Genomic DNA, 20,118 nt, shown 5'->3' with positions numbered 1-20,118 from the left:
ACGGGTCAGCGGGCGGCGCGGTGTGCGGTCCGCGACACGACCGCGGCCAGGCCGCGCCAACCGAGCAGCAGCACCGCGAGACTGATCGTCGCGACCACGGCGAAGCTCGGGGGAAGACGCCCGGTGAAGCCCGCCCGCAGCACCAGGCCGACGCCCACCGTGCAGACGACGGCCACGGCGCCGGCCCGCCAGGAGGCCGGGTCGCGCCGGACCACCGGCGTCGCCCACGCCGCCACCAGCCCGACGCCGCAGGGGGCCACCGTGCCGACGAGGCCGAGCAGGTCGTCGGCCTCGCCGTGGCTCAACCGGCCCACGGCGGCGAACACCACCACCGCGACGGCGTCCGCAGCGGCGGCCAGCAGAGTGATCCGCGAGGACCGCGCAGCAATGGCCATCGGACAAGAGTAGGCCCCACGGGCCCGGATGAAGCCCGTCCTGCGCGTTTCCATCCGGTTCCGCGTCGGTCGAACGCCCGACGGGTGCTATGCGGGCACCGCCGAGAGGAGCCGTCCGGCCGCCGCCACCGCGGGCTCGGACGTGCCGCCGTCGACCACCAGCACCGAGAACGCGAGGTCGCCCCGGTAGCCGACGAACCACCCGTGGGCACCGCTGCCGTCGTTCGTGAACTCCGCGGTGCCGGTCTTGCCGCGCACCTCGCCCAGGCCCTTCAGCGCCGTGGCGGTGCCCTCGGTGACCACCGCGCGCATCATCGTGCGCACCTGTTCCAGCGCTGCGGGGTCCGGCGCGGAGGCGGGTATGAGGACCTCGGTCGGGCGGCCGGTGATCAGTTGCGGCACCACCGGGGCGCCGTGCGCCACGGTGGCGCCGACGAGTGCCATGCCCAGCGGGCTGGCCAGCACCTGCCCCTGGCCGAACGCGTCTTCCGCTCGCTGGACGAGGTCCGGCGCGGCCGGAACCGCACCGGTGATCGTCGTCACGGCCGGCACCGCGTAGTCGGCCCCCAGGCCGAGCTGCAGCGCCGCGGTGGTCAGGCCGTCCGGAGCCAGGCCGGCCCCGACGGTGGCGAAGGTCGTGTTGCAGGACCTGGCGAACGCCCTGCTCAACGGCACGGTTCCGAGGTCGAACCGCTCGGCGTTCGGCACGGGGCGTCCACCGATCACGGTCTCGCTCGGGCACGCCACCGGTGAGTCGGCCGCCAGCCCGGACTGCTCGACCCCGGCCAGCGCCGTAACGATCTTGAAGGTCGACCCCGGAGGGAAGCGGCCGGTCAGGGCAAGCGCGCCTGCCGCGTCCGCGGCGCCGTTCTGGGCCACCGCGAGCAGCTGCCCCGTTGACGGCTGCACCGCGACGACCATCGCCTGCTGCGGGAGCGACTCGACGGCGTCCTCCGCGGCGGTCTGCATCCCCCGGTCCAGGCTGACGGCCGCCGTCGTCCCGGGCTTCGGAGCCTCCTCGACGAGCGTGGCGACCGTGCTGCCGCCGGCGTCGACCGCGGCGACCGACCAGCCGGGGATGCCGTCGAGCTGCGCCGCCAGGGCGGTGCGCACCGCCGGCAGGACCTGGCGCGCGAACCCCGCGTCGGGCGCCAGCAGCCGCTCGGAACTGGTGAACCGCACGCCCGGCAGGTCGTGGATCGCGTTCTTGACCGTCCGGTAGTCCGTGTCGCGCAGCACCGCCACGGTGTAGGCGCGGCCGTCCGGGGTGGCCGCGGCGCCGTCCGTGATCGTCTGCGCCGTGATCGACGGCTCGATCGGCGACAGCGCGGCGGCGAGCGATCCGGTGACGGCCGGCAGGTCGCCGGTCTGCAGCCGGTCGAGCAGCACCGAGACGACGGGCGTGGCGGCGAGCAGCGGCACTCCCGCGCGGTCCACTACCGGGGCGGGCTCGGCGGCGCCGGTGGTCAGCACGAGCCGCTGGCGGGCCGCCAGCTGCGGGTGCACCACCGTCGGCGCCCAGATCACGCGCCAGGCCGGGCCGTCGCCCGAGGCACGGCGCAGCCCCGCTTCGCCGTGGTAGCTCCAGATGCGGCCCTGCCCGAGGTCCCACCGCAGGTCCAGGGACGCCGTGGCCGTGTCCGACGCCGTGCGCACCTGGCCGACCTGCACGGCGAGCGCGGCCGGGGCCAGCGACCCGCGTACCGAGGTGAGCAGCGCCGTCGCCGCAGCCGGATCGTCCGTCAGCGCGGCCGCGGCACCGTCGTCGCCGCCCGCCCAGGCCGCGGCGAACGCCTGCACGGTCTCCTCGGGCCCGTCGCCGCCCAGCCCGCAACCGGCGACGGCCGTCAACAGCAGGGCCAGCGCGGCAGCCAGTACAGAAAGGCGGGACACGCCGCGAGTATGCCGACCTGCACCGACGAGAACATGGCCGCGCGCCACATCCGGGCGTGTCCCGCGACGCACGCGCCATCGGACGGGTGGTCGGGACGACCGTCCGGACAACCCGTCAGAACAGCACGGTGGCGAAGCTGCCGACCTGCCGGAAGCCGATCCGCGCGTACGCCCGGCGGGCCACGGTGTTGAATCCGTTCACGTACAGGCTCGACACCCGGCCCATCGCGGCGAGTCGCTCGGTCACGGCCGCGGTACCGATCGTGCCCAGGCCGTGGCCGCGGCGGTCCGGGTGCACCCAGACGCCCTGGATCTGCCCGACCTGGCGGCTCAGGGCCCCGATCTCGGCTTTGAAGACCACCTCGTCGCCCTCGAACCGGGCGAAGGCCCGGCCCGCCTGCACCAGCTCGGCGACCCGCGCCCGGTACCCGACTCCCCCGTCGCCCACCCGGGGATCGACCCCGACCTCCTCGGTGAACATCGCCACGGCCGCAGGCAGGTAGCGGTCGAGCTCCTCGAGGCGCACGGGCCGGACGTGCGGGTCCGGAGCGGTCGACGGCGACCCCGCCAGCACCATCAGCGGCTGGTCCGCCCGGACCTCCCGGGGCCGCGACCAGTGCCCGGACAGGTCCTGCCACAGGGGCAGGACGAGCTCGGCGCGACCCACGATCGACGAGCATCCCCGGCCGTTCCGCCGGGCGCGGTCGGCGAAGCTGCGCAGGGCCTGCTTGGTGCCGTGCAGGGGAACCAGGTTCGCTCCCGAGAAGCACAGCCCGTCGAGGCGTGACCCGAAGGCCCACATCTCGCCGCCGAGGCGCCAGGGATCGAGGCCTGCCAGCTCGACCCGTGCGCCGACCATGCAGGTCGCGACGGGGTCGGCGTCCAGGACGGCGCGTACGGCGCCGCGGTCCCGGTCGTCGAGCAGCCTCGCTCCCGCAAGCCTCAGCACGCTGTAACCGTGCCATATCCGCGGTCGGGTGTTCATGTCAGAGGTCGGAGAAGACCCGGTCCGGCGCCAATTCGGGGCCTCGGCGTCTCCTGGCCCCTCCCGGAGCGGCTGGCGGGACCGGCACGGCCGGACGACACTGCGGCCGTGCACGGGCGGTGGGCGGACCTGCGCACCGCTGTTGCGGGCGTCGACCCCGGGCTGGAGCGGCTCCGGCTCGCCGGGATCGGGTCCGCGTCGATGGTCCTCGCCGTGGTGGTGATGGCCGCGGTGCGCGCGCTCACCGGGCAGCCCGTCAGCCTACTGATCTTCGCCGCGGTGCTGGCGATGATCAGCAACCTCGCGGTGAACGAGCCGGACCTGTCGCGGCGGCGGGCGACGACCGCTCTCATAATCCTTCCGGCGGCCGTCGCGGTCACCGCCGGGACGCTGCTCGCGCCGCACCGCCTCGTCGCCGACGTCGTGTTGGTCGCGGTGACCATGGCTGCGGTGTACGTCCGCCGGTTCGGTCCGCGCGGCTTCGCGCTGGGCATGGCCGGGTTCATGCCGTACTTCTTCACCCAGTTCCTCCAGGCCCGTCCGGCGGAGCTGCCGTGGCTGCTGGTCGCGGCCGTCACCGGGCTGGGTGCGACGCTGCTCCTGCGCGGCTACGTGTTCGCCGAGCGGGACGACCGGACGCTGGCCCGGCTGCTACGCGCCTTCCACGCACACGTCCACGGCCTCGTCGTGGCGACCGCGGCACTGCTGGCGGCGGCCGGCGGACCGGCCGACCGGGTGGAGTCGGCGCTGCAGGACACACGGCGACGGCGCACGCGGCTCAACAGGACCGCTCTGCTGGTCGCCGACCGGCTCGACCGGCTGGCCCTGATGAATCCGGCGGCGCGGAATCCGGCGACGAGGAGTCCGGCGCCGCGGACCCGGACGGGCCCGGGCAACGGGTCCTGGATGTCGAGCGTGGTGCGGATCTCGCAGGCGCTGATGGCGTTCTGGGTCACCGCGGTGCTCGCACTTATGTACGGGCTGATCGGGCAGTTCAGCCTGGAGACGTTGGAGCTGCGCATCGAGGAGACGGCGGTCGGGGCGGTGATGGGCATGCTCGCCGCGTTCCTGGTGCTCCCACGCCGCACGCACGACGCCTACGACGAGGCCCACGACGACCTCGTGAGCACCACGGACGCCGTCCTCGTCGCGGCGACGGACCAGTTCCTCGGCCGGGTGCCGTCCGGCGGGCCGAACGAACTGGCCCGCGACATGGACGACGCGCTGAGCACGCTGCGCGACCGGACCGCCCCGTTGACCGGTCCGTGGCGCCGCGCCTCCGACGGCTACCGCGACGCGCTGCACGTGCTGCACCGCACCCGGGACCAGCCGGCTCCGGTCTCCGCCGAGGAGCTGATCGACGCGGCCGAGGCCTGGGCCGCGCGCTGCGTCGAGCGCGGGCGGCGGCACGACCTCCTGGAGGCGGCCCGCCTGCTGCGGCGGATCGACCAGAGCCTGCTGGTCCTCGCCGGCGTCCCGCCGACGCTCAGCCGACGGTGACGGTGGGCTCCTCGCCGGAGGGCTCCATCGTCTCGGCGATCTTCATCGCCTCCTCGATCAGGGTCTCGACGATCGCGTGCTCGGGGACCGTCTTGATCACTTGGCCGCGCACGAAGATCTGACCCTTGCCGTTGCCCGACGCCACGCCGAGATCGGCCTCGCGGGCCTCCCCCGGACCGTTCACCACGCAGCCCATCACCGCGACGCGCAGCGGTACCTCCAGGCCGTCGAGCCCGGCGGTGACCTCGTCGGCAAGCTTGTAGACGTCGACCTGCGCGCGCCCGCACGACGGGCACGACACGATCTCCAGCTTGCGCGGGCGCAGGTTCAGCGACTGCAGGATCTGCGTGCCGACCTTGATCTCCTCGACCGGCGGCGCCGACAGCGACACGCGGATGGTGTCGCCGATGCCCTTGCTCAACAGGGCTCCGAACGCGACGGCCGACTTGATGGTCCCCTGGAAGGCGGGGCCGGCCTCGGTGACGCCCAGGTGCAGGGGGTAGTCGCACTCCTGCGCGAGCAGCTCGTAGGCCCGGACCATGACCACCGGGTCGTTGTGCTTGACCGAGATCTTGATGTCGTGGAAGTCGTGCTCGGCGAACAGGCTCGCCTCCCACAGCGCGGATTCCACGAGGGCCTCCGGCGTGGCCTTGCCGTACTTCTCGAGCAGGCGCTTGTCGAGCGACCCGGCGTTGACCCCGATCCGGATCGGGGTGCCGTGGTCACGGGCCGCCGCCGCGATCTCCTTGACCTGGTCGTCGAACTTGCGGATGTTGCCCGGGTTCACCCGCACGGCCGCACAGCCGGCCTCGATGGCGGCGAACACGTACTTGGGCTGGAAGTGGATGTCGGCGATCACCGGGATCTGGCTCTTGCGGGCGATGGCCGGGAGCGCGTCGGCGTCGTCCTGGCTCGGGCAGGCGACGCGGACGATGTCGCAGCCCGACGCGGTGAGCTCCGCGATCTGCTGCAGCGTCGCGTTGATGTCGGAGGTCAGGGTCGTGGTCATCGACTGCACCGAGATCGGGTGCTCGCTGCCGACGCCCACCGCGCCCACCTGCAGTTGCCGGGTCTTCCGGCGGGGCGCCAGGGTGGGCGCGGGAAGGACGGGCATGCCGAGGGAGACGCTCACGTCTCCAGTATCCCCTGGCCCGATCACGCGCGCCGTGATCCCCGCGTCACGCTCCCCTGACGGGGCTGCCTAAGCCAGGAACAGGCGTAACACCTGGTGCTCGAACGCACTGCCCTGTTCGGGAGTGAACTCGAAGTTCGAGGTCAGGAGACCGGTCGTGCCGCTCAAGCGCCCCGTGCCGGTGAGATCCCACATCACCGATCCGCGCAGTGTGCCTTCTTCTGGCGACGGCTCGATCACTCCAGTTCCGACCGTCGTCACCCGCAGCCCGCCGTCGTCGACCGTGATCGTGCCGTCCTCGACGAAGGTCGTCTCGCCGGTCATCTGCACGTGCGTCTCGTAGGAGATCGCGGCCGGTACGCCCTGATCGTCACCGGAGAGCAGCGTCACCGTTCCCGGGCCGGACTTCACATCGAACGCCGGTGGATCCCCGCTCGGCGGGGTGGCTTGCGGCTGAAAGCTCACGAGCAGAATCTGCCGGCGCACGTCGACCTCCTCGTCCTACGTCACGATCCATGGCGCAGCGTCGCAGGGGTGTTCCGCCTCCGGATATACGTACATCTGCGTACAGCCGGGACACCCGTGGCGTCAGGTGCGTCCCTGCTGCTCCTGGGCGCTCTGCAGGGTCGACGAGTGCGGCAGCCAGGTAGCCAGCTCCACCGGCCAACCGTCCGCCTCCAGCGTCGCGACGACCGCGGGGTCGTCGTCGAGCACGGACGCGATGGTGCGGCTGCGGGCGAGGCGGCGCAGCGTCTCCCGCTTGACCCACCGGGCCGGGCGGTGGTCGTCGTCCGGCCGCATGTTCAGCGGGCCCGTGGGCAGGCCGTGCTGCGCCAGCCAGGCCTGCGTGAGCGCGCGGTTCCGCTCGGGACGACCGGTCAGGTAGACGACGTCGTGCTCGGCCTGGGCGGCGCGGAGGCGGGTGGCGCCCTCCTCGAGCAGCGGGTCGCGGTCCGCGGCGACGAAGAACGCGTTCCAGCGCTGGGGGCGGGCCTGCAGGTGGTGCAGGCGGTGCCGGACGTCGGCCAGCACCCCGTCGATGTCGAAGACGGCGAGCGGCCGCCGCCCGTTCTGCGAGCCCGTCACCCCAGACGGATGGGGTTGACGATGTCCGCGGCCAGCGTCAGCAGGCTCACCGCGCCCCCGACGAGGATGACGAAGTAGGTCAACGGCAGGAGGCGGGTGTAGTCCACCGGCGGCATCTTGGACTTGCCCAGCCGCGCCCGCACGATGTCGCGGACCCGCTCGTAGAGGTTGACGGCGATGTGCCCGCCGTCGAGCGGCAGCAGCGGCAGCAGATTGAACACGCCGACGAAGAAGTTCAGCAGGGCCAGCAGGAGGATGAAGTACTCCCACAGCCCGCGCTCGGCCGCATCGCCGCCGATGATCGACGCCCCGACGACGCTGACCGGCGTGTTCTCGTCGCGTTCCCCACCCGAGAGCGCCGTCCAGAGCGCCGGAATGCGCTCGGGGAACGACATGATGCCCTGCCCGACGTTCACGAACATCTGGCCGGTGAAGTCGAGCGTCGCGGGAACGGCCGTGAGCGGGTTGTACTCGAAGATCGCCTGCTGGCCGGCCCCGATCGCCCCGACGGTCGCGGCGGCACCGGCCGCGTCGAGCCGCGTGACGCGGGCGACGTCGACGGTCAGGCCGATCTCCTGCCCGCCGCGCTCGACCACCATCGGCGTGGGGCCGGTCGCCGCCCGGATGGCCGTGACGGCGTCCGGCCACGTCGGGGTGGGTGTCCCGGCGACCGAGACGAGCCTGTCGCCGGTCTGCAGCCCCGCGGCCTGGGCGGGTGCCGGGACGCCCGGCCCGCACGGCGCCAGCGCCGTGGGCGAGACCTGGTTCGCCGCGCAGCTCAGCTCGCCGACGACCGGGGTGTTGCGCAGGTTCGGCAGGCCCGCCGCCACCGCCAGCGCGTAGACCAGCACCATCCCGATGAGGAAGTGGGTGATCGAGCCGGCGGACAGCACGACGACGCGCTGCCAGGTGGGCTTGCGGAAGAAGGCCCGGGGCGCCTCGTCGGGCGTCACCTCGTCCAGCGCCGTCATGCCGGCGATGTCGCAGAAGCCGCCTGCCGGGATCGCCTTGAGCCCGTACTCGGTCTCGCCGCGGGTGAAGGAGAAGACCTTCGGGCCGAACCCGATGAAGTAGCGACGCACCCGCATGCCGAAGGCCTTGGCCGTCCACATGTGACCTGCCTCGTGCAGCGCGATCGAGACCGCGATGCCGAGCGCGAAGAGCACCACACCCAGCACGAACAACACGGCGTGAAACCTCCCGGTCACCGGGCCGCGGGATCCGCGGACCCCTCCACGCTATCCGAACCCGTCACCGCACGGCGGTGGCCACCCGCTCGCGGGCGTGTGCGCGGGCCCATTCCTCGGCCGCCGCGACGTCCGCCGAGGTGACCGGATCGGCACGCCACCCGTCGGCCGCGGCGAGCGTGTCCGCGACGACGTCGGTGAGCTCGGTGAAACGCAGCCCGCCCGCGACGAACGCGGCGACGGCCTCCTCGTTGGCCGCGTTGAGCACGGCGGGCAGGCAGCCGCCCGCCGTGCCGGCCTGGCGGGCGAGGCGCACGCCGGGGAACGCGTCGTCGTCCAGCGGCTCGAAGGTCCACGCCTGGGGTGCGTCCCAGGTGCACGGGGCGGCCGCCGCGGGCACCCGCTCCGGCCAGCCCAGCGCCAGCGCGATCGGCAGCCGCATGTCCGGTGGGCTGGCCTGCGCGATCGTCGAGCCGTCGGTGAACGTGACCATGGAGTGCACCACCGACTGCGGGTGCACGACGACGTCGATCCGGTCGTAGGGGACGTCGAACAGCAGATGCGCCTCGATCACCTCGAGACCCTTGTTGACCATGGTCGCGGAGTTGATGGTGACGACCGGCCCCATGGCCCAGGTCGGGTGGGCCAGTGCCTGCTCGACGGTCACGTCGGCCAGTTCGGCGCGCCGCCGCCCGCGGAACGGGCCACCGGACGCGGTGAGCACCAGCCGCGCGACCTCGTCCGCCCGGCCGCCGCGCAGGCACTGGGCGAGCGCGGAGTGCTCAGAGTCGACCGGGACGATCTGCCCGGGCCGCGCCGCGGCCGTCACCAGTGGGCCGCCCGCGACCAGCGACTCCTTGTTCGCCAGCGCGAGCGTCGCGCCCGTCGCCAGCGCCGCGAGCGTGGGGCCCAGGCCACGGGATCCGGTGATCCCGTTGAGGACGATGTCGGCGGGAGTCGTGGCGGTCAGCTCGGTTGCCGCATCCGGGCCGGCGAGCACCTCCACCCCGGGCAGCTCGCGGCGCAGGGCCGCGGCCGCGGCCGGGTCCGCCACGGCGACGCGCCGCACGCCGTAGGCCCGGGCCTGCGCCGCGAGCAACGCGACGTCCGCGCCGCCGGCGGCGAGGCCGGACACCCGGAACCGGTCCGGCCGGGACGCGACGACGTCCAGCGCCTGAGTGCCGATCGAGCCGGTGGAGCCGAGCACGACGATGCTCCGGGGCTCGTCGGCGATCGTTCCGGTGGTGGTCGTACCGGTGGTGGTCATCGCGGCCATTCTGCCCGTGCTGTGCGACCATGTGGCACCACAGGGCCGGTGCTGCACGATGACCGGCGGAAGAGGGTAGCCAGTGGAAGAGGGTGGTGTAGTCGTGGCGCGTACGTCCCGGAGGTCGGCACCGCGGGCCGGGGTGGACCCGCGCGACGAGCCGTCGGCCGAGTGGGGGTGGCACGGCTCGTTCCCCAACGCCACCCGGATCGCGGGCGTGGTCAGCGCCCTCATCCTGCTGGTGCTGCTGATCGGCCCGTACCAGACGCACCTGCAGGACTTCTGGATGATCCCGCTGGCCCTGGGGATGCTGGGGCTGATCGTCTACGGCACGGTCAAGCGGCGCAACGACTGGCGCAAGTAGTCCGTCCGTGGCGTCCAGCTCCCCGGCCGTCGACCTGCAGGTCGGCGACCGGACGGTGCGTCTGAGCAACCCGGACCGGGTCTACTTCCCCGCGCGCGGGGAGACCAAGCTGGATCTCGCGCGCTACTACCTGTCCGTCGCCGACGGCGTGGTCCGCGCGCTGCGCGGCCGCCCCTGCATGCTGCACCGCTTCCCGACCGGGGTGACCGGGGAGAAGGTGCACCAGAAGCGGCTGCCCCGCGGGGCGCCGGACTGGGTGCCCACCGTCCGTGTGCACTTCCCCCGCTGGAACCGGTACGCGGACGAGCTGTGCGTCGCGCACCCGGCCGACGTGATCTGGGCCGTGCAGATGTCGACGGTGGAGTTCCATCCGTGGAACTCGCGGGCCCCGGAGGTCGAGAAGCCCGACGAGTGGCGCATCGACTTGGACCCGATGCCGATGGCGACGTACGCGGACGTCCGGCGGGTCGCCCACGTCGCCCACGAGGTACTCGACGAGCTCGGCGCGACCGGCTGGCCGAAGACGTCCGGCGGCAAGGGCATGCACATCTATGTGCGCATCGCGCAGAACTGGGGCTGGGCGGACGTGCGGCGGGCGGCGCACGCGTTCGCCAAGGAGGTGGAGCGGCGCAGCGCGGGCCTTGTCGACCTCACGTGGTGGCGCAAGGACCGCGACCCGGCCTCGATCTTCGTCGACTGGAACCAGAACACACGCGACCACACCATCCGCTGCGCGTACTCGGTACGCGGCGCGCCGGAGGCGCCCGTGTCGACCCCGATCCGCTGGGACGAGATCGACGACGCCGACCCCGGCGACTTCACCATCGCCACGGTGCCCGCCCGCTTCGCCGAACTGGGCGACCTGCATGCCGGCATCGACGACGCGGTGTTCCTGCTCGACGAGCTGCTGGACTGGGCCGACCGCGATGCGCGTGAGGGCGCCGGGACGCCCGAGGAGGAGCCGCAGGACCTCGACACCTAGTGGGGTGCGCCGGGGTCTACGGCAACACCACTACGCGACAGTCGCGGCGCGGAGGCGGGCGAACTCGGCCGCAAGGTCGGGGAGCTGCCAGTGTGCGTTGAGACCGCTGGGGTTCGGCAGCAGCCAGATCCGGGTGTCGCCCACCGTGACGTCCTGCGGGCCGACGGTGGCACGGGGCGCGTCGAACGCCACCCGGTAGGCGGTGATCCCGACGACGGCCAGCCAGCGTGGCCGCAGGGCCGCCACGAGCTCGCGCAGCCGCACACCGCCCGCGCGCACCTCGTCGTCGGTCAGCTCGTCCGCCCGTGCCGTCGCACGCGCGACCATGTTGGTGATGCCCAGCCCCAGGCCACGTAGCTCGTCCTGCTCGGCGGGCAGCAGCAGGCGGGGCGTGAAGCCCGAGCGGTGCAGCGCGGGCCAGAAGCGGTTGCCAGGCCGGCCGAAGTGGTGCCCGGTGAGCGCGGTGACGAGGCCGGGGTTGATGCCGCAGAACAGCACGGCGCACGGCGGGTCGTCCGGGCCGGGCAGGACGTCGGGCACGGTGAGCGCCCTGGCGGCCTCCAGCTCGGCACGTGTCGGGCGGGGCACGCCGGGTCAGGCGCCGGTGAGGACGTCGGCGAGCCGGAAGTCGACCGGCCGTTCCAGCTGCGCGTACGTGCACGACGCCGGCTCGCGGTCCGGCCGCCACCGCACGAACTGTGCGGTGTGCCGGAACCGGACGCCCTCCATGTAGTCGTAGCGGACCTCGACGACCCGCTCGGGGCGCAGCGGGACGAACGAGAGGTCCTTCCCGGCGTTCCACCGGCTCGTCTCGTTCTTCCGCGGGGTGCGCTCCCCGCCCTCGTGCGCCGCCCAGTTCCACGGATGGCCCTCGAACGTGGTCACCAGCGGCTGCAGCTCGATCATCAGCTCCCGGCGCACGTCCATGGGAAAGGCCCCGATGACACCCACGGACGCCAGCACACCCCGGTCGTCGAACAGCCCGAGCAGCAGGGAGCCGATCGCGTCCGGGCCGGACTTGTGCACCCGGTACCCGGCGACGACGCAGTCGGCCGTCCGCTCGTGCTTGATCTTGGCCATGACCCGCTTGTCCGGTTGGTAGGTCAGGTCGAGCGGCTTGGCGATCAGGCCGTCGAGCCCGGCGCCCTCGAACATCTCGAACCAGCGCCGGGCCGTGTCGAGGTCGCGGGTCACCGGCGTGACGTGGACCGGCGGTTGCGCGGCGGCCAGACACTCCTCCAGCACCGCCCGGCGGCGTTCGAGGGGCTCGCCGGTGAGATCGTCGTCGCCGAGGGCGAGCAGGTCGAAGGCGATGAAGCTGGCCGGGGTCTGCTCGGCCAGCAGGTTCACCCGGCTCACCGCGGGGTGGATGCGTTGCTGGAGCGCCTCGAAGTCGAGGATGTTGCGGGCGGTGTCGGCCACGACGATCTCACCGTCGATCACCGCTCGTTCCGGGAAGTTCGCGAGGACGGCGGCGACGACCTCCGGGAAGTAGCGGGTCATCGGGCGCTCGTTCCGGCTGCCGATCTCGACCTCGTCGCCGTCGCGGAAGATGATCGAGCGGAACCCGTCCCACTTGGGCTCGTAGAGGCGACCCGGAGGGATGTCGGCGACCGGCTTCGCCAGCATCGGCTTGACGGGCGGCATGACGGGGAGCTTCACCGCGCCAGTCTGCCCCGTCGCCCCGCGCCCGGGAATCCCTCGTCAGCCGCCCGTGGCCGCGAGCTGACCGCAGGCCGCCGCAATCTCCTGACCACGGGTGTCGCGCACCGTGCACGCGACGCCGGCGTCCTGCACGCGGCGGACGAACTCGTCCTGCACGGGGCGCGGCGAGGCGTCCCACTTGCTGCCCGGGGTGGGGTTGAGCGGGATCAGGTTCACGTGCACCCGTCGGGTGCCGATCCGCTGCCGCAGGAGCTTCCCGAGCAGGTCAGCGCGCCACGGCTGGTCGTTCACGTCGCGGATCAGCGCGTACTCGATGGACACGCGCCGGCCCGTTGTGGTCGCGTACCGCCGTGCGGCGTCGACCACCTCGCCGACCTTCCAGCGGTTGTTGACCGGCACCAGCGTGTCGCGCAGCTCGTCGTCCGGGGCGTGCAGGGAGACCGCGAGGGTGACGGGCACCTCCTCGGCGATCAGCTTGTCGATCGCGGGGACGAGCCCGACCGTCGAGACCGTGACACCGCGCGCGGAGATCCCGAGGCCGTCCGGGGCGGGCTCGGTGATCCGCCGCACCGCCGCGATCACGCGCTTGTAGTTCGCGAGCGGCTCCCCCATGCCCATGAAGACGACGTTGGACAGCCGCATCGGCTCGCCCAGCGCCCCGTCGCGGGCGGCGGCGGCGGCCTGGCGCACCTGGTCGACGATCTCGCCCGTCGACAGGTTGCGCTGCAGCCCGCCCTGACCGGTGGCGCAGAAGGGGCAGGCCATCCCACAGCCGGCCTGGCTGGAGATGCACACCGTGGCCCGGTCCGGATAGCCCATGAGCACCGACTCGGCGAGCGTGCCGTCGTGCCCGCGCCACAGCGTCTTGCGGGTCATGCCGCCGTCGCAGGTCTGCTCCGTCACGGGGGTGACCAGCGCCGGCAGGAGGCCGGCGAGGCCCTCCCGGGCAGCCGCGGGCAGGTCGGTCATCGCGTCGAGATCCGCGGTGAGCCGGCCGAAGTAGTGGTGCGCGAGCTGGTCCGCGCGGAACCCGGGCAGGCCCAGCTCGCCGACGGCGGCCCGCCGGTCGGCGGGGTCGAGGTCGGCGAGGTGCCGCGGCGGGAGCGCGCGTTTCGGGGCGTCGAAGACGAGGGGCAGGGAGGTCATGTCCCCTCCAGTGTGCCAGCCGCTGCGGACCGGCCCTCGCGGACGGCGTCAGCGGCGGATGCGCTCGCGCAGCTCGTCGGCCAACCCGGCCTGCTGCGCAGCGGCCACCCACAGCAGCACGCCCCCGACGAGGCCCACGAACCCCTGCGACTCGGTGGTGCCTGCCGAGTTCAGCGCCAGCACCGCGCCTCCCGCACCCAGCAGCATCAGCCCCGCGCCGACCGCGAGCAGGGCACGCCGATCGAGCAAGGAGGCGAGCGGCAGCAGCAGCGCCCCGCACACCGCCACGGTGAGCGGCGCGGTCAGCTCGGCGCGGCCGGTCGCGCGCAGCAGCATGCTGCCGACCACCACCAGTCCGGCCCCGACCACCAGCAGGGAGATCACCCGACGACGTCGTTCACGGTCCAGCCGCGCCCCGCGGGCGGAACCGCCGGTGCGGGTGGCCCGCATCATCAGCCACACGGTGACCGCGATGCCGAGGGCGAGCACGACCGTGCCCGTTCCGCTCGGCAGGGCCGCCGAGCCCATCAGCCAGGCGGCACCGCCCGCGAGGGCCAGCACCGCCGATCCCGGAACCTCGACCTGCCTGCGCACGTACCGTCCCATCTCCGCCGACCGGGGCCACCGACGGTACCGGCCCAATTGCAGGGCGCGGCAAGAGGCCGGTTGCCACGGGGGTCGGCGCTGGTCACGGGGATGTGAGGGCGGGACGCACGTGCAGCCGGTATCCGACGGGGATCTCGAGCCCGAGGGTGGCTCGGATCGCGCGCTCGGCGACGTCACCGCTGAACTCGATGCGCAGCACCGCGTCGCGGGTCGCCCGGTCCGGGAAGCGCCACAGCGTCGGGATCCGGCGCAACGCGAAGCCCTGGCCGGCGAAGAACGCCTCGACGGCGGCGGGGTCGTAGCGCGGGATGTCGGCACGCATCCAGTCGCCGTACGGGGGCACGGTCGCGTCGAGGTCGACGACCGCGATCGCCCCGCCGGGCCGCAGGACCCGCTGCGCCTCGGCAAGGCCCGGCTCGCAGCCCCGGCCGAAGAAGTAGGCGGTGCGGGCGTGTAGGAGATCCACGGACGTGTCCGGCAGTGGGAGCGCCGCCGCCCCGGCCTGCAGCACCCGGATCCCGGGACGGCCCGCCAGCCGGGTGCGGGCACGGGCGACGAGCGGGGCGTGGGGCTCGACTCCGGTGACCGTCGCGGCACCGGTGAACAGCGGCAGGTGAAAGCCGTCGCCGCACCCGACGTCGAGCACGTCGCGGCCCTCCCACGGCACGGCCTCGCGCAGGGCCGTCCAGACCGCGCCGTGGACGTCCTGCGCCCGGTTCTCCCACTCGTAGACGTCCGGCCAGTTCCAGATGTTCGGGCTGGGGATCGGCCGGTCGCGGGAGCCGTGGGACGCGGCGGCACGGCGGAAGGCGCGTGTCACGGCCGTGCCCCTACCGGGTGGATCCTCACTGCATGGGGACGAGCAGGCCGAGCACGAAGTAGGACACGACGGCGGTGGGCAGCATCGAGTCGAGCCGGTCCATGAGGCCGCCGTGGCCGGGCAGCAGCCTGCCCATGTCCTTGATGCCGAGATCCCGCTTGACCAGGGACTCGACGAGATCGCCGAGCGTCGCGCTGACCACGAGCAGCGCACCGGTGAGTGCGCCCTCCCACCACTGCCCCCCGAGCATCAGCGTGAGCGTGAGCGCACCGGTGATCATGCCCGCGACCAGCGAGCCGCTGAAGCCTTCCCACGACTTCTTGGGGCTGATCGACGGCGCCATCGGGTGTCTGCCGGCGAGCACGCCGATCGCGTAGCCGCCCACGTCCGACGCCACCACGCACAACATGAACGTCAGCGCCCGGCCGACGCCGTCCGGCTCGACGGTCAGCATCACCACGAAGGAGCAGAACAACGGCACGTAGACGGCGGTGAACATGCCTGCCGAGACGTCGCGCAGGTAGTGCGCGGCACCGGCACGCATCCGCCACACCAGGCAGCCGAGCGCGGTCGCGACGAACGACAGCGCGAGCCCGCGCAGACCGAACGGCCAGCTCGACCAGATCATCGCCTGGCCGCCGACGAGCAGCACCGGAAGCGGCACCTCGATGCCGGCTCCGCGACGCAGCGCGTCGCGCAGCTCCCAGGTCGCCACCGCCGTCGCTCCCGCGAGGACCCCGACGAACGTCTGCCGCACGGTCAGCAACGGCACGAGGATGATCGCCCCGAGACCCAGCCCGACGGCGATCGCCGAGCCGAGGTCGCGCCCGGCGCGTGAGGAACGGGCGGCCGGGGGGTGCTCCGACGCGGTGAGGTCGCGAGCCGGCCGGTCCGGCGCGGGGACGTCGGGGGATGCGGTCACCGGCAGCGGCCCTCTTCTCGGGGCTCCTCGTCGCGGCTCGCGGGCGAGCCGCGCGGTCTGGATCAGACCTCGAGGAGCTCGGTCTCCTTGTGCTTGACCAGGTCGTCGATCTGGTGCACGTAGCGGTCGGTGGTGCCCTGGAGCTCCTTCTCGGCGCGGCCGACCTCGTCCTCGCCCGCCTCGCCGTCGCGCACGATGCGGTGGAGCTCGTCCATCGCCTTGCGCCGGATGTTGCGGATGGTGACGCGCGCGTCCTCACCCTTGCCCCGGGCGACCTTCACCATCTCGCGGCGCCGCTCCTCGGACAGCTGCGGGATGACCACGCGGATGATCTGGCCGTCGTTGCTCGGGTTGAGCCCGAGGTCGGAGTCGCGGATCGCCTTCTCGATGGCCCGCAGCTGGCTGGCGTCGTAGGGCTTGATGATCGCCATGCGCGCCTCGGGGATGTTGATCGAGGAGAGCTGATTCAGCGGCGTCATCGCACCGTAGTAGTCGACGACGACCCGGGAGAACATGTTCGGGGTCGCCCGGCCGGTGCGGACGCTCGCGAGATCGTCCTTGGCCACCGTGACGGCCTTCTCCATCTTCTCCTCGGCGTCGAAGAGCGTCTCGTCGATCACGGCTGCTCCCTAAGGGCTCTTCGACCGCGCGCCGGGGTCCGGCGCGGGCGTGCTGACCAGGGTGCCGATCCTCTCACCCGCCACTGCGCGGGCGATGTTGCCCTCGGTCAGCAGGTTGAACACGATGATCGGCATCCGGTTGTCCATGCAGAGGCTGAACGCGGTGGCGTCGGCGACCTTGAGGCCCTGCTCCAGCGCCTCCCGGTGGGTGATCTCGTCGTACATCTTGGCGTCGAGGTCGATCTTGGGGTCGGCGGTGTAGACCCCGTCGACGCTCTTGGCCAGCAGCAACGCCTCCGCGCCGATCTCCAGCGCCCGCTGTGCACCCGCGGTGTCCGTGGAGAAGTAGGGCATGCCCACGCCGGCGCCGAAGATCACCACGCGGCCCTTCTCCAGGTGCCGGATCGCCCGGCGCGGGATGTAGGCCTCCGCGACCTGACCCATGGTGATGGCGGTCTGGACGCGGGTGTCGATGTGGTGCTCGCGCTCCAGGAAATCCTGCAGCACGAGGCAGTTCATCACCGTGCCGAGCATGCCCATGTAATCGGCGCGGGCACGTTCGATCCCGCGCTGGTGCAGTTCGGCGCCGCGGAAGAAGTTGCCGCCGCCGATGACGACGGCGATCTGCGCGCCCGTCGCCACGACCTCGGCGATCTGCCGGGCCACGGCGTCGACCACCACGGGGTCGACGCCGACGGCCCCGCCGCCGAACATCTCGCCGCCGAGCTTGAGCAACACGCGACGGAAGCCGGGGCGGGAGCCCTCACGGATGGCGTCCACGCGATCAGGCCTGGCCGACCTCGAAGCGGGCGAAATCCTTGACCGTCAACCCGGCTGCGTCCACCAGGGACTTGACGGTCTTCTTCGGGTCCTGGACCGAGGGCTGCTCGAGCAGCACGACGTCCTTGTAGTAGCCGTTGACGCGGCCGTCCACGATCCGGGCCAGCACCTGCTCGGGCTTGCCCTCCTCGCGTGCCGTCGCCTCGGCGATGCGGCGCTCGTTGTCGAGCAGCTCCGCCGGGACCTGGTCGCGGGTGGTGAAGCGGGGCCGCGCGGCGGCGACGTGCATCGCGACACCGCGGGCGGCGTCGGCGTCGGCGCCCTCGTAGGACACCAGCACGCCGATCGCGGGCGGCAGGTCCGTGGAGCGGCGGTGCAGGTAGAGCGCGACGGGGCCGTCGACCGTGATGTAGCGCTTGAGCTCGAGCTTCTCGCCGATCCGCGCGGACAGTGCCTGCACGGCGTCCTCGACGGTGCCCTCGCCCAGCTTCGCGGCGCGCAGGCCGTCGAGGTCGGAGGGCTTCTGGTCCAGCGCGACCTGCAGGATCTGGTCGGCCAGCGCCTGGAAGTCGCCGCTCTTGGCCACGAAGTCCGTCTCGCAGTCCAGCTCGACCATCGTGCCGCCGGCGGCGACGACCAGGCCGTTGCTGGTGGCGCGCTCGGCACGCTTGCCGACGTCCTTCGCGCCCTTGATGCGCAGCAGCTCGACGGCCTTCTCGATGTCGCCGTCGGACTCCTCGAGCGCCCTCTTGCAGTCCATCATCCCGGAGCCGGTGAGCTCACGGAGCCGCTTCACGTCGGCGGCGGTGTGGTTCGCCATCGTGGGTCTCTCACGTCCTTGTCTGAAGGTGTGCGCCGTGCGACCGGGTGGAAGGCACGGAGCGGGGTGTCAGCCTGCGGTCTGCTGGGTGCCGTTGGAGCTGGCGGCAGCAGCGGCGGGGGCGGCGGCCGGGTCGGTCGCCTCGGTGGCGGTGTCGGGCAGGCTGGCGCCGTCCGAACCGGTGCCGCTGGTGAGCAGCTCCTGCTCCCACTCGGCGAGCGGCTCGTCCGTGCCGGTGCCGGCCTCGGCACCCTCGCCGCGGGCGCGCTGCGAGCGGGCCATCAGGCCGTCGGCGGCGGCGCGGGCGATCACCTTGGTGAGCAGCGCGGCGGAGCGGATCGCGTCGTCGTTGCCCGGGATCGGGTAGTCGACCTCGTCCGGGTCGCAGTTGGTGTCGAGGATCGACACCACCGGGATGCCCAGCTTGCGGGCCTCGCCGACCGCGATGTGCTCCTTCTTGGTGTCGACGATCCACACCGCGCTCGGGACCTTCGCCATGTCGCGGATGCCGCCGAGGGTCTTCTCCAGCTTGGTCTTCTCGCGGGTGAGCATGAGGATCTCCTTCTTGGTGCGACCCTCGAAGCCCCCCGTCTGCTCCATCGCTTCCAGCTCCTTGAGGCGCTGGAGCCGCTTGTGGACGGTCTGGAAGTTGGTGAGCATTCCGCCCAGCCAGCGCTGGTTCACGTACGGCATGTTCACCCGGCCCGCCTCGTCGGCGATGGCCTCCTGCGCCTGCTTCTTGGTGCCGATGAACATGATCGTGCCGCCGTGCGCGACGGTCTCCTTGACGAACTCGTAAGCCCGGTCGATGTAGGAGAGCGTCTGCTGCAGGTCGATGATGTAGATGCCGTTGCGCTCGGTCAGGATGTAGCGCTTCATCTTCGGGTTCCAGCGCCTTGTCTGGTGCCCGAAGTGCACGCCGCTGTCGAGCAGCTGCTTCATGGTGACGACGGCCATGGCCGGTGTTCACCTCTCGGTCCGACGCGACCACGAGGCCGCGCCACGGTTGTCGCGATGCGCCGGTCGGCGGCACCGCCCTGGCGTCGCGCCGGAACCCGGACCCGTGTCCACGTGTCGGCGGCGAGCCGCCGGCCGTGGTTCGCGGGACCGCCCGGGCACCGTTCCGCAGGCCGACCCTGTGGCCGGAAACCTGACGGGCACGCGGACGCGCGAAGTCACCTCGTTTTGTCGAGGTGCGATGTCGAGCATACGCCGCGGGCTCCACCCGCCCTTCCCCGCATCCCGCGTCGATGTGCAGTTGTCCACATCGACGTCGACCCGTCCACACCATCGTGGCGGGGGTTCCCCCGGCGCCTCGCCGGCAGCACGGTCGGAGCATGGACGGCTCACCGACGACAGGCCTTCTGCGGCGCACCGGACGGACGGCGCTGCGACGGCTCGCGGCGGTGCTGTTGTCGGCGGCCGGGATGCTCGTCGTGATGTGCACGGGCACGCCGCCCGCCGCGGCAGCGCCGATCGGGATCACCTCGGCCGACCCCGGGCCACGCGGCGGCGCACCGGGCACCGTCCGGTACTCGTGGCCGCTGTCGCCGGTGCCGGCGGTCGCGGCGCCGTTCCGCGAGCCGACGCACCGGTTCGGCCCGGGTCACCGCGGGGTGGACCTGGCGGCGGCGCCGGGCGGCGCCGTGATCGCCGCCGCGGCGGGCACCGTGGTGTTCGCCGGACTCCTCGCCGGCCGCGGCGTCGTCTCGCTACAGCACGCGGACGGGCTGCGGACCACCTACGAACCGGTGGTCCCGGCCGTCGTCGCCGGGACCACCGTGGGATCGGGGGCCGTGCTGGGCGCGGTCGCCGCCGGTCATGGAGCCTGCCGGACGGCCTGCCTGCACTGGGGGGTACGCCGCGAGCGGGGCAGCTACCTCGACCCGCTCCTGCTGCTGATGCCGACGCACGTCCGGCTCCTGCCGGTACCCGAGCCGTGGCCCGG

At 72.8% G+C, this 20,118-nt stretch carries 21 protein-coding genes and 1 pseudogene; 4 read left to right on the top strand and 18 right to left on the bottom strand.

Going from position 1 to position 20,118, the window contains the following annotated elements; genetic code table 11:
• Window positions 1-5 precede the first annotated feature (5 nt).
• The 3 genes from RM445_RS15795 to RM445_RS15785 all read right to left on the bottom strand — a co-directional run bounded on the left by RM445_RS15795 (window position 6) and on the right by RM445_RS15785 (window position 3,237).
• Window positions 6-395, bottom strand: a complete 390-nt coding sequence (locus RM445_RS15795) for a DUF3054 domain-containing protein (protein ID WP_311557082.1) — start codon at window positions 393-395, stop codon at window positions 6-8.
• 87 nt (window positions 396-482) lie between these two features.
• On the bottom strand, window positions 483-2,288 hold the full coding sequence (locus RM445_RS15790; protein ID WP_311557080.1) for a penicillin-binding transpeptidase domain-containing protein: 1,806 nt from the start codon (window positions 2,286-2,288) through the stop codon (window positions 483-485).
• A gap of 115 nt (window positions 2,289-2,403) precedes the next feature.
• The gene (locus RM445_RS15785) at window positions 2,404-3,237 is read right to left on the bottom strand and encodes a GNAT family N-acetyltransferase (RefSeq protein ID WP_311557078.1); all 834 of its coding nucleotides are present in this window, start codon (window positions 3,235-3,237) and stop codon (window positions 2,404-2,406) included.
• Window positions 3,238-3,381: 144 nt separating this feature from the next.
• Here RM445_RS15785 and RM445_RS15780 point away from each other — a divergent pair, with 144 nt between their 5' ends.
• The gene (locus RM445_RS15780; protein WP_311557076.1) at window positions 3,382-4,773 is read left to right on the top strand and encodes an FUSC family protein; all 1,392 of its coding nucleotides are present in this window, start codon (window positions 3,382-3,384) and stop codon (window positions 4,771-4,773) included.
• On the opposite strand, the gene ispG is transcribed toward RM445_RS15780, so the two are convergent.
• The 5 genes from ispG to dxr all read right to left on the bottom strand — a co-directional run bounded on the left by ispG (window position 4,760) and on the right by dxr (window position 9,445).
• The gene (ispG, locus tag RM445_RS15775; RefSeq protein ID WP_311557074.1) at window positions 4,760-5,905 is read right to left on the bottom strand and encodes a flavodoxin-dependent (E)-4-hydroxy-3-methylbut-2-enyl-diphosphate synthase; all 1,146 of its coding nucleotides are present in this window, start codon (window positions 5,903-5,905) and stop codon (window positions 4,760-4,762) included. The genes RM445_RS15780 and ispG overlap by 14 nt on opposite strands.
• Before the next feature lie 69 nt (window positions 5,906-5,974).
• Window positions 5,975-6,391, bottom strand: a complete 417-nt coding sequence (locus RM445_RS15770; RefSeq protein ID WP_311557072.1) for a hypothetical protein — start codon at window positions 6,389-6,391, stop codon at window positions 5,975-5,977.
• A 102-nt stretch (window positions 6,392-6,493) separates the two neighbouring features.
• On the bottom strand, window positions 6,494-6,991 hold the full coding sequence (locus tag RM445_RS15765; RefSeq protein WP_311557070.1) for a phosphatase domain-containing protein: 498 nt from the start codon (window positions 6,989-6,991) through the stop codon (window positions 6,494-6,496).
• The gene (locus tag RM445_RS15760; RefSeq protein WP_311557068.1) at window positions 6,988-8,178 is read right to left on the bottom strand and encodes a M50 family metallopeptidase; all 1,191 of its coding nucleotides are present in this window, start codon (window positions 8,176-8,178) and stop codon (window positions 6,988-6,990) included. The genes RM445_RS15765 and RM445_RS15760 overlap by 4 nt, the downstream gene beginning before the upstream one ends.
• A gap of 64 nt (window positions 8,179-8,242) precedes the next feature.
• The gene (gene dxr, locus RM445_RS15755; RefSeq protein ID WP_311557066.1) at window positions 8,243-9,445 is read right to left on the bottom strand and encodes a 1-deoxy-D-xylulose-5-phosphate reductoisomerase; all 1,203 of its coding nucleotides are present in this window, start codon (window positions 9,443-9,445) and stop codon (window positions 8,243-8,245) included.
• 103 nt (window positions 9,446-9,548) lie between these two features.
• Between dxr and RM445_RS15750 the strand changes: the two genes are divergently transcribed.
• Entirely contained in the window at window positions 9,549-9,809 is a 261-nt protein-coding gene (locus RM445_RS15750; protein WP_311557064.1) for a DUF2631 domain-containing protein, read from the top strand.
• A 7-nt stretch (window positions 9,810-9,816) separates the two neighbouring features.
• Window positions 9,817-10,791, top strand: a complete 975-nt coding sequence (gene ligD, locus RM445_RS15745) for a non-homologous end-joining DNA ligase (protein WP_311557063.1) — start codon at window positions 9,817-9,819, stop codon at window positions 10,789-10,791.
• A gap of 30 nt (window positions 10,792-10,821) precedes the next feature.
• Here the strand turns inward: ligD and mug are convergent, their stop codons facing one another.
• From mug to rpsB, 10 genes are all read right to left on the bottom strand, one after another.
• Window positions 10,822-11,379, bottom strand: a complete 558-nt coding sequence (gene mug, locus RM445_RS15740; protein WP_311557062.1) for a G/U mismatch-specific DNA glycosylase — start codon at window positions 11,377-11,379, stop codon at window positions 10,822-10,824.
• A 6-nt stretch (window positions 11,380-11,385) separates the two neighbouring features.
• Complete coding sequence (locus RM445_RS15735; protein ID WP_311557060.1) at window positions 11,386-12,453, bottom strand: ATP-dependent DNA ligase; 1,068 nt, start codon at window positions 12,451-12,453, stop codon at window positions 11,386-11,388.
• 42 nt (window positions 12,454-12,495) lie between these two features.
• A complete protein-coding gene (gene rlmN / locus RM445_RS15730; protein WP_311557059.1) occupies window positions 12,496-13,602 on the bottom strand; it encodes a 23S rRNA (adenine(2503)-C(2))-methyltransferase RlmN in 1,107 nt (368 codons plus the stop codon).
• A gap of 48 nt (window positions 13,603-13,650) precedes the next feature.
• Complete coding sequence (locus RM445_RS15725; protein ID WP_311557058.1) at window positions 13,651-14,208, bottom strand: hypothetical protein; 558 nt, start codon at window positions 14,206-14,208, stop codon at window positions 13,651-13,653.
• Between the two features lie 82 nt (window positions 14,209-14,290).
• Entirely contained in the window at window positions 14,291-15,028 is a 738-nt protein-coding gene (locus RM445_RS15720) for a class I SAM-dependent methyltransferase (RefSeq protein ID WP_311557056.1), read from the bottom strand.
• 25 nt (window positions 15,029-15,053) lie between these two features.
• The gene (locus tag RM445_RS15715) at window positions 15,054-15,950 is read right to left on the bottom strand and encodes a phosphatidate cytidylyltransferase (RefSeq protein WP_397469316.1); all 897 of its coding nucleotides are present in this window, start codon (window positions 15,948-15,950) and stop codon (window positions 15,054-15,056) included.
• A 62-nt stretch (window positions 15,951-16,012) separates the two neighbouring features.
• Entirely contained in the window at window positions 16,013-16,570 is a 558-nt protein-coding gene (gene frr / locus RM445_RS15710; protein ID WP_311557055.1) for a ribosome recycling factor, read from the bottom strand.
• 9 nt (window positions 16,571-16,579) lie between these two features.
• The gene (gene pyrH, locus RM445_RS15705; protein WP_311557202.1) at window positions 16,580-17,341 is read right to left on the bottom strand and encodes a UMP kinase; all 762 of its coding nucleotides are present in this window, start codon (window positions 17,339-17,341) and stop codon (window positions 16,580-16,582) included.
• 13 nt (window positions 17,342-17,354) lie between these two features.
• Window positions 17,355-18,170 (bottom strand): translation elongation factor Ts, encoded by an 816-nt coding sequence (gene tsf, locus RM445_RS15700; protein ID WP_311557054.1) that lies wholly within the window; start codon window positions 18,168-18,170, stop codon window positions 17,355-17,357.
• 69 nt (window positions 18,171-18,239) lie between these two features.
• Complete coding sequence (rpsB, locus tag RM445_RS15695; protein ID WP_311557053.1) at window positions 18,240-19,127, bottom strand: 30S ribosomal protein S2; 888 nt, start codon at window positions 19,125-19,127, stop codon at window positions 18,240-18,242.
• A 293-nt stretch (window positions 19,128-19,420) separates the two neighbouring features.
• On the opposite strand from rpsB, the pseudogene RM445_RS15690 reads away from it, so the two are divergent.
• A pseudogene (locus RM445_RS15690) lies at window positions 19,421-20,047 on the top strand (peptidoglycan DD-metalloendopeptidase family protein); the annotation flags it as partial.
• Window positions 20,048-20,118 lie beyond the last annotated feature (71 nt).

Source organism: Pseudonocardia charpentierae (genome assembly GCF_031845345.1).
In the GTDB taxonomy this organism is placed as follows: domain Bacteria; phylum Actinomycetota; class Actinomycetes; order Mycobacteriales; family Pseudonocardiaceae; genus Pseudonocardia; species Pseudonocardia charpentierae.
This window is presented reverse-complemented; position numbering and strand designations above follow the sequence as displayed.

Excerpts from the sequence above, each read along its gene's own strand:
- rlmN (WP_311557059.1), bottom strand. The coding sequence starts at position 13,602 with ATGACCTCCCTGCCCCTCGTCTTCGACGCCCCGAAACGCGCGCTCCCG.
- RM445_RS15795 (WP_311557082.1), bottom strand. The coding sequence starts at position 395 with ATGGCCATTGCTGCGCGGTCCTCGCGGATCACTCTGCTGGCCGCCGCT.
- rpsB (WP_311557053.1), bottom strand. The coding sequence starts at position 19,127 with ATGGCCGTCGTCACCATGAAGCAGCTGCTCGACAGCGGCGTGCACTTC.
- RM445_RS15725 (WP_311557058.1), bottom strand. The coding sequence starts at position 14,208 with ATGGGACGGTACGTGCGCAGGCAGGTCGAGGTTCCGGGATCGGCGGTG.
- dxr (WP_311557066.1), bottom strand. The coding sequence starts at position 9,445 with ATGACCACCACCGGTACGACCACCACCGGAACGATCGCCGACGAGCCC.
- tsf (WP_311557054.1), bottom strand. The coding sequence starts at position 18,170 with ATGGCGAACCACACCGCCGCCGACGTGAAGCGGCTCCGTGAGCTCACC.